This is a genomic window from Citrobacter sp. RHB25-C09 (assembly GCF_013836145.1).
Lineage (GTDB): Bacteria > Pseudomonadota > Gammaproteobacteria > Enterobacterales > Enterobacteriaceae > Citrobacter_A.
The window spans coordinates 877,268-891,182 of the sequence record NZ_CP057483.1 but is presented as its reverse complement, the minus strand read 5'-3'; the positions used below and the strand labels follow the sequence as shown (position 1 = coordinate 891,182).

Below are 13,915 nucleotides of genomic sequence, written 5' to 3'. Positions count from 1 at the left end.
GATGAATATAAGCCAACTCACGGCGCTGTGTCAGCGCCATCAGGCCATCCTGCTGGATGCAGACAGTGAAGTGGTTCACGTCGCCGTTGTGGAATCGCCCTCCCTCGAACTGCTGGACGCTCTGCATTTCGCGACCACAAAGCGTATCGACATTGTTTGCTGGACTCGCCAGCAAATGGAGGGCCATCTGCATCAACCCCGCCAGACGCTTCCGGCCGTGGTTTCTGAAAGCAGTCTGAGCGCCGCTGATTTACTGGATAAAACGCTGCATACCGCGCTGACAAAACGCGCGTCGGACATCCACATTGAGCCTGCTGAAAATCACTATCGCATTCGGCTACGCATCGATGGCGTACTGTATGGGCAGCCTGACGTGGCAAAAGAGACAGGCATTGCTCTGATTGCACGCTTAAAAGTATTAAGCCATCTGGATATCGCCGAACATCGCCTTCCGCAAGACGGGCAATTTACCGTGGAACTGGCGGGAACAACGGTCTCTTTTCGCATCGCGACCCTTCCCTGCCGTTATGGCGAAAAAGCAGTGCTGCGACTGCTGCATCAGGTTAACCAACCGCTTAGCATTGCCGCGCTGGGGATGTCCGAAACGCAACTGTCTGCGTTTACCCATGCCTTGCAACAACCGCAGGGACTGGTGCTGGTCACAGGTCCTACCGGCAGCGGCAAAACGGTCTCCCTCTATAGCGCATTGCAGGCGCGTAACTTGCCCGGCGTTAATCTATGCAGCGTCGAGGATCCGATAGAAATCCCTCTGGAAGGTATCAATCAGACCCAGGTGCATCTGCGCGCTGGGCTGACCTTTCAGAGCGTGTTAAGGGCGCTGTTACGCCAGGATCCGGATGTCATCATGGTGGGCGAAATCCGCGACGGTGAAACGGCAGAAATTGCTATAAAGGCGGCGCAGACCGGGCATCTGGTTCTCTCCACCCTGCATACCAATTCTACCTGCGAAGCATTGGTTCGCTTACAGCAGATGGGCGTTGCGCGCTGGATGCTCTCCTCCGCCTTAACGCTGGTCGTGGCGCAGCGGCTGGTCAGGAAACTGTGCCCACACTGTCGCCAACTTGCAGGCGATCCCATTCATTTACCCCCGGAACTCCACCCGACACCCCTCCCGCGCTGGCAGGGCATAGGCTGCGAACATTGTTACCACGGGTTCTATGGAAGAACGGCTTTATTTGAGGTGCTTCCCGTAATGCCAGCACTCCGTCAACGCATTGCCAGCGGTACAACGGTGGAAACGCTTGAAGCCTATGCCATACAGGAAGGAATGAGCACGCTCTATGCCAGCGGCTGCCGCGCGGTTGAACAAGGATTGACGACCTTCGAAGAGTTGATCCGTGTGCTGGGTATGCCTGATGAGCACTAAACGGTTATGGCACTGGCAAGGGATCGGTGCGACAGGCGCGCCTGATGAAGGCGTTGTCTGGGCTGAAAACCGCCCTCAGCTGATGCGGGCGCTACAACAACGGCATGTCACGCCTCTTCGGATAAAACAGTTACGTGTGAAGAAAGGATTATGGACAGGTGAGAAAAACACGGAAGTCATTCATCAACTCGCTACGCTTCTGAAAGCCGGGTTAACGCTCTCTGAAGGGTTGGGACTGCTTGCTGGTCAACAACCCAGCAAGCAATGGCATGCGTTATTAAACCACCTGGCCCAGGAGCTGGAACAAGGGACGCCGCTGTCCATTGCACTGACACAGTGGCCAGAGGTTTTTCCTCCGCTGTATCAGGCGATGATACGCACCGGAGAATTAACCGGAAAACTCGATGAATGCTGTTTTGAACTGGCCCGTCAGCAAAAGGCGCAACGGCTGTTGGCAGACAAGGTCAAAAAGGCGCTACGTTACCCGATCGTCATATTAACCATGGCGATCGTGGTTGTGCTGGCAATGTTGCATTTCGTTTTGCCAGAGTTCGCCGCGATTTATCAGACCTTTAATACGCCCCTGCCGACACTCACGCGGTGGGTTATGGCCTTTGCCGACTGGAGTGCGCACTGGGGCTGGCTCGTGGTTTTTTGGGCTCTTACGCTAACTGTGGTCAACCGCGTATTAGTACGAAAACCCGCATGGCTGATTGCGCGCCAGCGCGGGTTACTCCGCATACCGGTTATGGGCCGTCTGATTCGGGGGCAAAAGCTGACGCAAATTTTTACCATCCTGGCACTGACACAGTCAGCAGGCATCGCATTTTCTCCGGCGCTTGAAAGCGTTAGAGAAACGCTCCAGTGTCCGTACTGGTCGCAGCGTATGGCACAGGTTCAGCGTGATATCAGCACGGGTATTCCGGTCTGGCAGGCGTTAAAGAATGCCGAAGAATTTAGTCCGCTGTGTCTGCAACTGGTGCGAACAGGAGAAGCCTCAGGCGCGCTGGATACCATGCTGCATAATCTTGCTCGCCACCATGATGAAAATACGCAGGCGTTAGCCGATAACCTGGCCGCGCTGCTTGAACCGGCGCTGTTGATTATTACCGGGCTGATCATCGGCACCCTGGTCGTGGCAATGTATTTGCCTATTTTCCATCTCGGGGATGCGATGAGCGGAACAGGATAAGTATGGTAGAGGATAACAACCGCGTAGGCCTGATGCGTCTCGCGCCATCAGGCATTCCGCGGTTGCATTTACGGTTTACAGGCTGTTAAACACGCGGTTCTCTTGTTCCTGAACGCGAATGAACGTCGTGCGTTTGGTCAGCTCTTTCAGGCGTGACGCCCCCACATAGGTACAGGCTGATCGCAGGCCACCAAGGATATCACGTGCGGTATATTCAACCGGGCCACGCAGCGGCAGCTTAACGGTTTTCCCTTCCGCCGCACGGTACTGCGCAACGCCGCCGACGTGGCGGGTCATCGCAGACTCGGAGCTCATGCCGTAAAACAGCATGAATTTTTCGCCATTCTCTTCAACAACTTTACCGCCGCTTTCTTCATGACCAGCCAGCATACCGCCCAGCATGACGAAATCGGCGCCGCCGCCAAATGCTTTGGCTACATCGCCAGGCATGGTGCAACCGCCGTCACTGACGATCATGCCGCCCAGACCGTGCGCCGCATCAGCACATTCGATAACCGCAGAAAGCTGCGGATAACCTACACCGGTTTTCACACGCGTGGTGCATACGGAGCCTGGACCAATCCCAACCTTCACGATGTCAGCACCAGAAAGGACCAGCTCTTCACACATTTCGCCCGTCACAACGTTACCGGCACAAATGGTTTTGTTCGGCCAGGCTTCACGCGCTTTTGAAACAAAGTTCACAAAATGTTCGGAGTAACCGTTGGCAACATCGATGCAGACAAAATTCAGCGCCGGGTTCTGGGCCAGAATCTGTTTAGTTTTTTCGAAATCAGCATCAGAGGTCCCGGTTGAAACCATCACATGTTTCAGCACATCAGCGGAGGCATCGCGAGTAAATGCGGCCCACTCTTCAACGGAATAATGCTTATGCACGGCGGTCAGGATGTCGAAAGATGCAAGGGCGGTTGCCATCTCGAACGTACCCACGGTGTCCATGTTGGCAGCGATAATCGGTACACCAGACCAGGTCTGACCTGAGTGTTTAAAGGTAAACTGACGTTCCAGCTCAACATCGGAACGACTTTTGAGAGTAGAACGCTTAGGGCGGATAAGAACGTCTTTGAAACCTAACTTCAGATCTTCTTCAATACGCATGTGCGGATTCCTGGGGTTAATGGCTTTAAGTTTGAGAGCGCAACTCCAGTGACGTTATCATACGCACTAATCAATGCCGCGCAAGACTGCGAAATTCTCTTTTTTTACGCTACAATCCCATAAATTTACCTGGCGAATGGCGGGTAGCCCTTTCGTTCTGTTCGCCGTAACACGCTTTAAGTTTAAGCATTTGATTTTTTTATTGAATCTCCAGGACAAAAGCTTATGAGGTATACAGTAGCCTTAACAGGCGGCATTGGCAGCGGTAAAAGTACCGTTGCGAACGCATTTGCTGACCTCGGAATTCATATAACAGACGCCGATATTATTGCCCGCCAGGTCGTCGAACCGGGTAAACCTGCCCTGAAGTCCATCGCCGATCATTTTGGCCCGGAACTGATTGCCGCTGACGGCACACTTGAGCGGAAAATGCTTCGCGAGCGAATATTCGCTCATCCAGAGGAGAAAGCCTGGCTCGAAGCGTTGCTGCACCCTCTCATTCAGCAGGAAACCCAGCGTCAATTTCAGCAGGCTACCTCGCCTTATGTCTTGTGGGTGGTACCGCTATTGGTTGAAAACGCACTCTATACCAAAGCCAATCGCGTGCTGGTGGTAGATGTCTCGCCTCAAACGCAGCTTTCCAGAACCATGCTTCGCGATGATGTCACCCGTGAACATGTTGAACAGATTCTCGCTGCCCAGGCGACGCGTGAAGCGCGCCTTGCCGTGGCAGACGATGTTATTAATAACAATGGCACACCAGACAGTATCATGTCGGATGTCGCCCGCTTGCACGCCCTCTATCTCCAGTTGGCGTCGCAGTTTGTCTTACAGGAAAAACCGTAATGCACACCCAGGTCCTTTTTGAACATCCTCTCAATGAGAAAATGCGTACATGGCTACGTATCGAGTTTTTGATTCAACAACTCTCCAGTCATCTGCCCATCGACAGTCATGCCAGCGCATTGCATTTTTTCCGCAATGCCGGGGATTTGCTGGACGTGTTCGAGCGTGGGGAAGTGCGTACGGAATTACTGAAAGAACTCGAACGCCAGCAGCGAAAACTTCAGGCGTGGAAAGAGGTCCCGGGTGTTGATCAAAGCCGAATTGACGCACTGCGCCAACAGTTGAAAAACGCTGGCAGCATCTTGATTTCCGCTCCGCGCATAGGTCAATACTTACGTGAAGACAGGTTGATTGGACTGGTTCGCCAGAGACTGAGCATCCCTGGTGGGTGCTGTAGTTTTGATTTACCCACCCTGCATATTTGGTTGCATATGCCACAAGCGCAGCGCGACGCTCAGGTCAATGCCTGGCTTGCCAGCCTGAACCCGCTTAATCAAGCGCTAACGCTGATCCTCGATTTGATTCGCAACTCAGCACCGTTCCGTAAGCAAACCAGTTTGAACGGTTTTTATCAGGACAATGGGGAAGATGCCGATTTGCTGCGTCTTGAGTTACCGTTAGCGTTACAGCTTTATCCGCAAATCTCCGGACATAAAAGCCGTTTTGCGATTCGTTTTATGCCGCTTGATAGCGACCGGGGCACCGTCCCTGAGCGCCTCGATTTCGAGCTGGCCTGCTGTTAAGGAGTAAAGATGTCAGAAACCATTACCGTCACTTGTCCCACCTGCGGGAAAACCGTCGTCTGGGGTGAAGTGAGCCCGTTCCGCCCGTTCTGTTCCAAACGTTGTCAGTTAATTGATTTAGGTGAATGGGCAGCGGAAGAGAAACGCATTCCCAGCAATAGCGATCTGTCAGACAGTGACGGCTGGAGCGAAGAAAAAGAGTAAAGTGTGGCTGTAACCTGTAGGCCGGATAAGACAATGTTGCCATCCGGCAGAAGCGTCCTGGCAAATAAATGCCCTGAAGCTACGCTTATCAGGCCTACAAAGACTGAATCAGCCTGGCGATTACCGGCTCGTTTGCGGGCGGAAAATCTTCCATATTCAGCGCCTCAGCGGCGATCCATTCCCCTGGCTGCCCCTCTTTACCCCACGGCTCCCCTTCCCAGCTTTCCACCAGCCAGAACCACAGCGTGATATGTCGATCCGGGAACTGATAGTCCAGCTTCTCAAAAAGCGTAGCGTTCAGCGGAGTAATGCCGACTTCTTCCTGCAACTCCCGAATTACCGCCTGTTCCGGGGTTTCATTCGCTTCTATTTTTCCACCGGGGAATTCCAGTTTATTCGCCATATGGGCATCGGCGGCACGACGGGTGATAAAAATTTCGTTGCGGGCATTACGGATAATGCCGACGGCAATTTGCAGTGTTTTCATGATGTCTGACCTGTAAAAAAGGCGCAGTTTCCTGCGCCTTCGTCTCGTTATTGAATGCAGGCCCGTATCAGCTCAGTCGGCCGTGGCACTGTTTGTATTTTTTACCGGAACCGCAAGGACACGGATCGTTACGTCCCACTTTGCGCTCGCCCGTTTGTGCTGCCAGGTCTGCTGCTGCGGCGCTGTCAGCGTCCTGATGGCTAAGCTGCTGCATCTGTGCCAGACGTTCAGCTTCCTCACGACGCTGCTGCTCCATGGCTTCAACTTCTTCCGGCATACGCACCTGAACTTTGCTCAGCGTGCTGATCACTTCATATTTCAGCGATTCCAGCATGGAAGCAAACATTGAGAAGGATTCACGCTTGTATTCCTGCTTCGGATCTTTTTGCGCATAGCCACGCAGGTGGATGCCCTGACGTAGGTAATCCATCGCTGCAAGGTGCTCTTTCCACAGTGAGTCGAGGGTTTGCAGCATGACGCCTTTCTCAAAGTGACGCATCATCTCAGCGCCAACCACTTCTTCTTTACGCTGATACACTTCAATCGCCTGCGCCAGGATACGTTCACGCAGCGTTTCTTCGTGCAACTCTGGCTCTTTATCCAACCACTCGGCGATCGGCATATCCAGGTCGAAATCATTCTTCAGACGTTCCTGAAGACCTGGAATATCCCACATCTCTTCCAAAGACTGCGGCGGGATGTAGGCGTCGATGGTCGCTTTGAACACATCTTCACGAATGCTATTGATGGTTTCGCTAACATCGCTTACGTCCAACAGTTCGTTACGCTGGGAGTAAATAGCACGACGCTGATCGTTGGCAACGTCATCATATTCCAGCAGTTGCTTACGAATATCAAAGTTACGGCTTTCGACTTTGCGCTGAGCATTGGCAATCGCTTTGGTCACCCACGGGTGCTCAATGGCTTCGCCCGGCTTCATCCCCAGCTTACGCATCATGCCGGAAACACGGTCAGAGGCAAAAATGCGCATCAACGCATCTTCCATCGACAGGTAGAAACGAGAGGAACCCGCATCCCCCTGACGGCCAGAACGACCGCGCAGCTGGTTATCGATACGACGCGATTCGTGACGTTCTGTACCAATGATATGCAGACCGCCAGATGCCAGCACTGCTTCATGGCGAACCTGCCAGTCAGCTTTAATTTTTTCGATCTGCTCCGGCGTTGGGTTTTCCAGTTCCGCCACTTCGGCCTGCCAGCTACCACCCAGCACGATATCGGTACCACGACCCGCCATGTTGGTGGCGATAGTCACTGCCGCCGGGTAACCCGCCTGTGCCACAATAGCCGCTTCGTTGGCGTGGAACTTGGCGTTCAGCACGTTGTGCTTAATGCCCGCTTTGGTCAGTTCGTTGGAAACAACCTCGGATTTCTCGATAGAGATGGTACCCACCAGCACCGGCTGGCCGTTCGCGGTACGCTCTTTAATATCTTCAATAATGGCCTGAATTTTTTCCGCTTCGGTCATATAGACCAGATCCGGCATGTCTTTACGGATCATCGGGCGGTTGGTCGGCACCACCACGGTATCCAGCTTGTAGATCGAGCTGAATTCAAACGCTTCCGTATCGGCCGTACCGGTCATCCCCGCCAGTTTTTCGTACAGACGGAAGTAGTTCTGGAAAGTAATGGAAGCCAGCGTCTGGTTCTCGTTCTGGATATCCACGCCTTCTTTGGCTTCAACCGCCTGGTGCAGACCATCAGACCAGCGACGGCCCTGCATGGTACGACCGGTGTGTTCGTCGACGATAATAACTTCGCCGTCTTTCACGATATAGTCGACATCGCGGGTAAACAGCGCATGCGCACGTAGCGCAGCGGTCACATGGTGCATCAGCATAATGTTGCCCGGTGAGTATAGCGACTCGCCTTCGTCCATAATGCCTTCTTTTACCAGCAGTTCTTCAATCAGCACCAGGCCGCGTTCGGTCAGGTTAACCTGACGCGCTTTCTCATCCACGGAGAAGTGGCCTTCACCCTGGAAGGTGTCGGAGTCTTCTTTTTCCTGACGAATCAAATACGGGATGATTTTATTCACTTTTTTGTACATTTCCGAGCTGTCTTCAGCCGGGCCGGAAATGATCAGCGGCGTACGCGCTTCATCGATCAGGATGGAGTCAACCTCATCCACCAACGCATAGTGCAATTTACGCTGTACGCGCTCTTCAGGGCTGAATGCCATGTTGTCACGCAGGTAATCGAAACCGTATTCGTTGTTGGTACCGTAGGTAATGTCTGCGGCGTAGGCTTCACGCTTAGCTGGCGCAGGCATGTTTGGCAGGTTGATACCGACGGTCATACCCAGGAATTCAAACAGCGGACGGTTGTTTTCGGCGTCACGCTGCGCCAGATAGTCGTTCACCGTTACAACGTGAACACCTTTCCCGCTCAGCGCGTTCAGGTAAGCCGGCAGCGTCGCGGTGAGGGTTTTACCTTCACCAGTACGCATTTCAGCGATGCAGCGTTCATTGAGCACCATACCGCCCAGTAGTTGCACGTCAAAGTGGCGCATACCGAACACACGCTTACTGGCTTCACGCACCACAGCAAACGCTTCAGGGATCAGGCTTTCGACACTTTCCCCTTTTTCGATGCGTGCACGAAATTCATTTGTTTTCGCTTTCAGTTCGTCGTCGGAGAGTTTTTCCATCTCCGGTTCCATCGCGTTGATCACGCCTACCACTTTACGCATACGACGCAACGTACGATCGTTACGGCTACCGAATACTTTCGTTAATAATTTGATTAGCATAATAAAATCTCAAACGCCCCGCGCTGCGGAGTCTTAATAATTAGGTAAAGGTTTTTTATTTTTTAGCTGAGGCGTTGAGGGCCAGCGCGTATGCCTTGCGCCTGGCTAATCCAGACCGGCGTAGAAAAGCGAGCCTGAGGAGTAAAATGGGAGTACGTTACGCGCGGCGTAGCGGCTGAAGGCGCAACTTCTTGCGTCAGCATCGCACTGAGCGTATTCAGCAACGCCAGATGATGCGCTTCAAGCGGTAACGGTTCTTCGGCTACGGACAGCGTTTGTGGCGCCATAGCGAAGGAAAGGTGGCGAATAACCGTACGAATCGCATGCTGATGCCAGTAGTCGACGGTAAAATTCGGGCGACGATTGGTCGCTTCCAGCAGAGCCAGTTGGCTAAAATTAACGTTTACGCTTTGATCGTGACGGGTGGCCGTCGCTTTTGCCGGTGTGTTGGGTTCTGCGGCATTGCTGAGCGCAGGCAAGCCAAAACTCGCCGCGACCATCCCTAATAAGAGATGCGGCCAGAAGTAGCGTCTACCTAACTGTCGCCAGCGCGTCAGTATTCCACTCACGTTATTGCCTTCCCAATCATTGTCGTCAAAACGTTTTTTGCGCACAAATCTTATCATTAATGCGCAGACACGGCAGCAGTATTGATAAGAAGTTGTGGGTAAAAGTGCTTAAGAAAACAGCGTTCGCTCGGCATTTCGATTCAGCAACGCGTTTTACAGAAGAGATCATCAGCCCGCTTACAAGCTTGGCATAAAAGCGCCAAAAAAAACGACTGGCTTACCTGGCCGGAGAGAGTGCCAGATTTACCAGTCGAATTTTTGCGACAACGTGTGTCGTTATGCCAGTACGGTCGAAGGCGCTTTGAAAGCCAGCGGCAGTTCTGCGTCGTCCTGGAAGGTCACATATTCCCAGGCTTCCTGTTTTGCCAGGACAGCCTGCAGCAGTTTGTTATTCAATGCATGACCGGATTTATAGGCGGTAAATGCACCAATAATGTTGTGACCACACATGAACAAGTCACCGATCGCGTCGAGCATTTTGTGACGAACGAATTCATCTTCAAAACGCAGGCCGTCTTCGTTCAATACGCGATAATCGTCAACAACGATGGCACAATCGAAGCTGCCGCCCAGGCACAGGCCACGGGACTGCAGATATTCGATATCACGCATGAAACCGAAAGTACGCGCGCGGCTGATCTGGCGCATAAACGCGTCAGCAGAGAAGTTCATCGCATAGCGCTGTGTGCTGGAATCGATCGCCGGATGGTTGAAGTCGATGGTGAAATCCAACGTAAAACCATTGTACGGTCTGAATTCGGCCCACTTGTCGCCATCTTCGACTCGAACAGTCTCTTTGATGCGTACAAATTTCTTCGCGCTGTTCAGTTCCTCAATACCGGCATCAAGCAGCAGGTAGACGAACGGCGCAGCGCTGCCATCCATGATCGGGATTTCCGGTGCGTTAACTTCGATAACAATGTTATCGATGCCCAAACCCGCCAGAGCAGCGTTAAGGTGCTCAACGGTTGAAATCCGTACATCATGCTCGTTGACCAGACACGTACAGAGCATGGTATCACGCACAGATTTGGCATCGGCCGGAAAATCTACCGGTGGATTCAAGTCGGTGCGACGATAGATGACCCCGGTGTTGGCCGGCGCAGGGCGTAAGGTCAGGGTGACTTTCTTGCCGGTATGTAAACCGACACCCGTCGCCTGAACGATACGTTTAAGTGTCCTTTGTTTGATCATCGTATTATCTCGCCAAATTACCTATCCAACCGAAGTGTACTATACATTCGGTGGGCCAGTTTAGCACAAAGAGCCTCGAATCCCAAATTCCAGCCAATTCTTAATCGGCTTGCTTACGCAGGAATGCAGGGATATCCAGATAATCCGGCTCTTTCGCGGTTTGCGGCGTATTGTCGTTAACCACTTTCGCCACCGGCTTCTGCTCTTGCGTCAACGGTGCCATACCGTGCTGCTGATAACGATCCAGTACCGGCTGCTGTACCTGCTTGTTGGTGACCAGGGTAATTTCAGGACGTTTGTCCATGCCAATACCAGTAGCAACAACGGTAACACGCAGTTCATCGTTCATATCCGGATCAAGCGAAGTACCGATCACCACGGTCGCATTATCCGAAGCAAAGGCACGGATGGTGTTACCCACGGTTTCGAACTCATCCAGACGCAGGTCGAAGCCCGCCGTGATGTTAACCAGCACGCCACGCGCACCAGACAGATCGATATCTTCCAGCAGTGGAGAAGAGATCGCCATTTCAGCCGCTTCTTCCGCACGGTCTTCACCGCTTGCCACACCGGAACCCATCATCGCGTAGCCCATTTCGGACATCACGGTGCGCACGTCAGCGAAGTCGACGTTCATCAGACCCGGACGCGTAATCAGTTCAGCGATACCCTGCACCGCGCCTTTCAGCACGTCGTTCGCCGCGCCAAACGCGTCGAGCAGAGAGATACCACGACCGAGAACTTTCAGCAGTTTATCGTTCGGGATGGTGATCAGGGAGTCAACATGCTTGGACAGCTCGGTAATCCCCTGTTCAGCGAATGCCATACGCTTCTTGCCTTCGAAGTTGAAAGGCTTAGTCACGACAGCGACGGTCAGGATGCCGAGATCTTTAGCGACTTCAGCAACCACTGGCGCTGCACCGGTACCGGTACCGCCGCCCATGCCAGCTGCGATAAAGACCATGTCTGCACCTTCGAGCGCTGCGCGCAGGGCTTCACGATCTTCATCGGCTGCGTTGCGACCCACTTCCGGGTTCGCACCAGCACCCAGACCTTTGGTAATACCGCTACCAATCTGGATGGTCTGGCCGACAGCGGTCTTTCGCAACGCCTGAGCGTCGGTATTAACCGCGAAGAATTCGACACCCTCAATGCGCTCGCGCACCATATGTTCAACAGCATTGCCGCCGCCGCCACCGACGCCGATGACTTTAATCACCGCGTCGTTGGTTAATTCCATTGGTTCAAACATAATCTCTCTCCGTTGTGCCTGTCGCCTGAGACCGTAATTTTCGTCGGTCTCATTAAAAATTAAAACTCTTTTCGCAGCCAGCTATTAAGACGTTTAATCCATGAGCCGACTGATGCCGTAACACGTTTTTCTACTTCGGCTTCACCACTTAAATGGGACTCTTTCCCGTAGTGAAGCAGCCCCACCGCCGTTGAGTAATACGGCTCCTGAGCGTAATCCGTCAAACCAGTAATATTCAGCGGCGCGCCAATACGCACTTGCGTATGAAACACGCGCTGGGCACAGGCTGCAAGACCTTCAATTTGCGCCGCGCCACCGGTTAATACAATCCCCGCCGCCAGATGATGTTTCACACCCTGCTGGCGAAGCTGTTCCTGTAATTGCAATATCTCTTCGTTGACCAGGTTGAGCAGCTCGGTATAACGCGGCTCGATTACCTCTGCCAGCGTCTGCCGTTGCAGACTGCGCGGCGGTCGACCGCCCACGCTTGGCACCTCAACGCTTTCGTCTTTACCGACGATGGAGCCCAGCGCGCACCCGTGACGCACCTTAATGGCTTCCGCGTCGCTCGGCGGTGTGCCGAAAGCATACGCGATGTCGCTGGTGACCACATTCCCGGCGTAGGGAATCACTTTGGTGTGGCGCAACGCCCCGCCAGTATAAACGGCGATATCCATTGTACCACCACCGATATCCACGACGCAGACGCCCAGTTCACGTTCATCTTCCGTCAATACGGAATAACTGGCTGCCAGCCCGGCAAATATCAGTTGGTCAACTTTCAGGCCACATCGTTCAACGGCTTTGACAATGTTTTTTGCCATATCGTTGTGGCAGGTGATCAAATGCACCTTTGCCTGCATGCGCACGCCGGAAAGACCGACAGGATTTTTGATGCCTTCCTGATAGTCAATCGCATATTCCTGCGGAATAACGTGCAGCACACGATGCTCATCGCGAACGCGCACTGACTTCGCGGTATGCACAACGTTTTCCACGTCTTCCTGCGTCACTTCTTCTTCCGAGATCGGCACCATACCGATCTCATTCTGACAGCTAATATGTTTACCTGAAAGCGCCAGATACACTGAGGAAATCTGGCAATCCGCCATCAATTCAGCCTGGTCAATGGCGCGCTGTACACACTTCACTACGGACTCAAGGTCGTTAACCCCGCCTTTGTCCATACCCCGTGACGGGCAACTGCCCACGCCAATAATATTGACCATACCGTCGGGCAGAACTTCCCCTACTAAAGCGGCTACCTTCGCGGTGCCAATCTCCAGTCCAACTACCAGTTTTCTGTCCGTCGCCTTGATCATTGTTGTTCTGCCTGTGCCTGATTCTGTTGCTGATTAGATTCCTCAGGCGGTAAGGGTACCCACCCTACTGCCGCGCCTGAGTCATAACGCAAATCAACGTAGCTAATCCGTTTGCCATCGGTTTGCGCCTGCTGCTGTAAAACCGGGTAAAGTTCTACAAAGCGAGCCAAACGTTTCATCGTGTCGCCCCTGCCAAGGTTGAGCTTAATATCGTTATTCAGCGTCAACTGCCAGGAACGACGAGCGGTCATCGCCGCTTCCTTCAGAGTAAACCTGTCCTTCGCCAGCACCTGTCCCATGTCCCGATACCCTTGCAACACTTCATTTGCGCTGCCTTCTGGACCGTACAACATGGGCAATACCTGCTTGCTGGTGCGATCGGACGGTACGCTGAAGGTATTACCTTCGGCATCCACCATATGCTGATCATTCCAACGCGCAATCGGCACATATTCAACCAGATGAATCTTCAATTCATCAGGCCATTGCTTTCTGACGCTCGCCTGTTTGATCCAGGGCAGACGCTCGATCTGGCTCTGGATGATATTCACATCCTGAGTCATAAAGGTGCCAGGCGCCCCAAGTGCCAGAATCGACTGGCGGATGTCATCATTCTTCGTGTAGTGACGCTCGCCGGTTAACACCAGCTTCGAGAGCGGTAAACGCTGCGCGTCTTCCATCCACCCCAACACCACCCAGCCGCTGGCAAACACGGTGCAGAGCACCATCAGCAGGAAGAGTATTCCTGCAAGACGTGTTCCATTATTGCGACGTGAAGAAGAAAGTTCTTCCTCACTGTTTCGCGTGTTCAGCGCAGCCTGCGACAT

The 13,915-nt window shown here is 53.1% G+C and carries 13 protein-coding genes; 5 read left to right on the top strand and 8 right to left on the bottom strand.

What is annotated here, in order from left to right:
• The first annotated feature begins 1 nt into the window (after position 1).
• Entirely contained in the window at positions 2–1,387 is a 1,386-nt protein-coding gene (gene gspE, locus HVY19_RS04220; RefSeq protein WP_181683129.1) for a type II secretion system protein GspE, read from the top strand.
• Positions 1,377–2,579 carry a protein transport protein HofC gene (gene hofC / locus HVY19_RS04215; RefSeq protein ID WP_181683128.1) on the top strand — a complete coding sequence of 401 codons (1,203 nt, stop codon included), beginning with the start codon at positions 1,377–1,379 and terminating at the stop codon, positions 2,577–2,579. Before gspE ends, hofC begins: the two co-directional genes overlap by 11 nt.
• Positions 2,580–2,654: 75 nt before the next feature.
• Here hofC and HVY19_RS04210 read toward each other — a convergent pair whose 3' ends face one another.
• Complete coding sequence (locus HVY19_RS04210) at positions 2,655–3,698, bottom strand: GMP reductase (RefSeq protein ID WP_181683127.1); 1,044 nt, start codon at positions 3,696–3,698, stop codon at positions 2,655–2,657.
• A gap of 225 nt (positions 3,699–3,923) precedes the next feature.
• Between HVY19_RS04210 and coaE the strand changes: the two genes are divergently transcribed.
• From coaE to yacG, 3 genes are read left to right on the top strand one after another with little or no spacing between them, the layout of a single operon-like run.
• On the top strand, positions 3,924–4,544 hold the full coding sequence (gene coaE, locus HVY19_RS04205) for a dephospho-CoA kinase (protein WP_181683126.1): 621 nt from the start codon (positions 3,924–3,926) through the stop codon (positions 4,542–4,544).
• Entirely contained in the window at positions 4,544–5,287 is a 744-nt protein-coding gene (gene zapD / locus HVY19_RS04200; protein WP_181683125.1) for a cell division protein ZapD, read from the top strand. The genes coaE and zapD overlap by 1 nt, the downstream gene beginning before the upstream one ends.
• A gap of 9 nt (positions 5,288–5,296) precedes the next feature.
• Positions 5,297–5,491, top strand: coding sequence for a DNA gyrase inhibitor YacG (gene yacG, locus HVY19_RS04195; RefSeq protein ID WP_181683124.1), 195 nt, complete (start codon positions 5,297–5,299; stop codon positions 5,489–5,491).
• Between the two features lie 94 nt (positions 5,492–5,585).
• Here the strand turns inward: yacG and mutT are convergent, their stop codons facing one another.
• The 7 genes from mutT to ftsQ all read right to left on the bottom strand — a co-directional run bounded on the left by mutT (position 5,586) and on the right by ftsQ (position 13,915).
• Positions 5,586–5,978, bottom strand: coding sequence for an 8-oxo-dGTP diphosphatase MutT (mutT, locus tag HVY19_RS04190; protein WP_181683123.1), 393 nt, complete (start codon positions 5,976–5,978; stop codon positions 5,586–5,588).
• 67 nt (positions 5,979–6,045) lie between these two features.
• The gene (gene secA, locus HVY19_RS04185; RefSeq protein ID WP_181683122.1) at positions 6,046–8,751 is read right to left on the bottom strand and encodes a preprotein translocase subunit SecA; all 2,706 of its coding nucleotides are present in this window, start codon (positions 8,749–8,751) and stop codon (positions 6,046–6,048) included.
• Between the two features lie 62 nt (positions 8,752–8,813).
• Positions 8,814–9,320, bottom strand: a complete 507-nt coding sequence (secM, locus tag HVY19_RS04180) for a secA translation cis-regulator SecM (RefSeq protein ID WP_181684215.1) — start codon at positions 9,318–9,320, stop codon at positions 8,814–8,816.
• 276 nt (positions 9,321–9,596) lie between these two features.
• Entirely contained in the window at positions 9,597–10,514 is a 918-nt protein-coding gene (gene lpxC / locus HVY19_RS04175) for a UDP-3-O-acyl-N-acetylglucosamine deacetylase (RefSeq protein ID WP_181683121.1), read from the bottom strand.
• A 100-nt stretch (positions 10,515–10,614) separates the two neighbouring features.
• Positions 10,615–11,766, bottom strand: a complete 1,152-nt coding sequence (gene ftsZ / locus HVY19_RS04170; RefSeq protein ID WP_181683120.1) for a cell division protein FtsZ — start codon at positions 11,764–11,766, stop codon at positions 10,615–10,617.
• 59 nt (positions 11,767–11,825) lie between these two features.
• Positions 11,826–13,088 carry a cell division protein FtsA gene (gene ftsA / locus HVY19_RS04165; RefSeq protein ID WP_003018755.1) on the bottom strand — a complete coding sequence of 421 codons (1,263 nt, stop codon included), beginning with the start codon at positions 13,086–13,088 and terminating at the stop codon, positions 11,826–11,828.
• Entirely contained in the window at positions 13,085–13,915 is an 831-nt protein-coding gene (gene ftsQ, locus HVY19_RS04160) for a cell division protein FtsQ (RefSeq protein ID WP_181683119.1), read from the bottom strand. Before ftsQ ends, ftsA begins: the two co-directional genes overlap by 4 nt.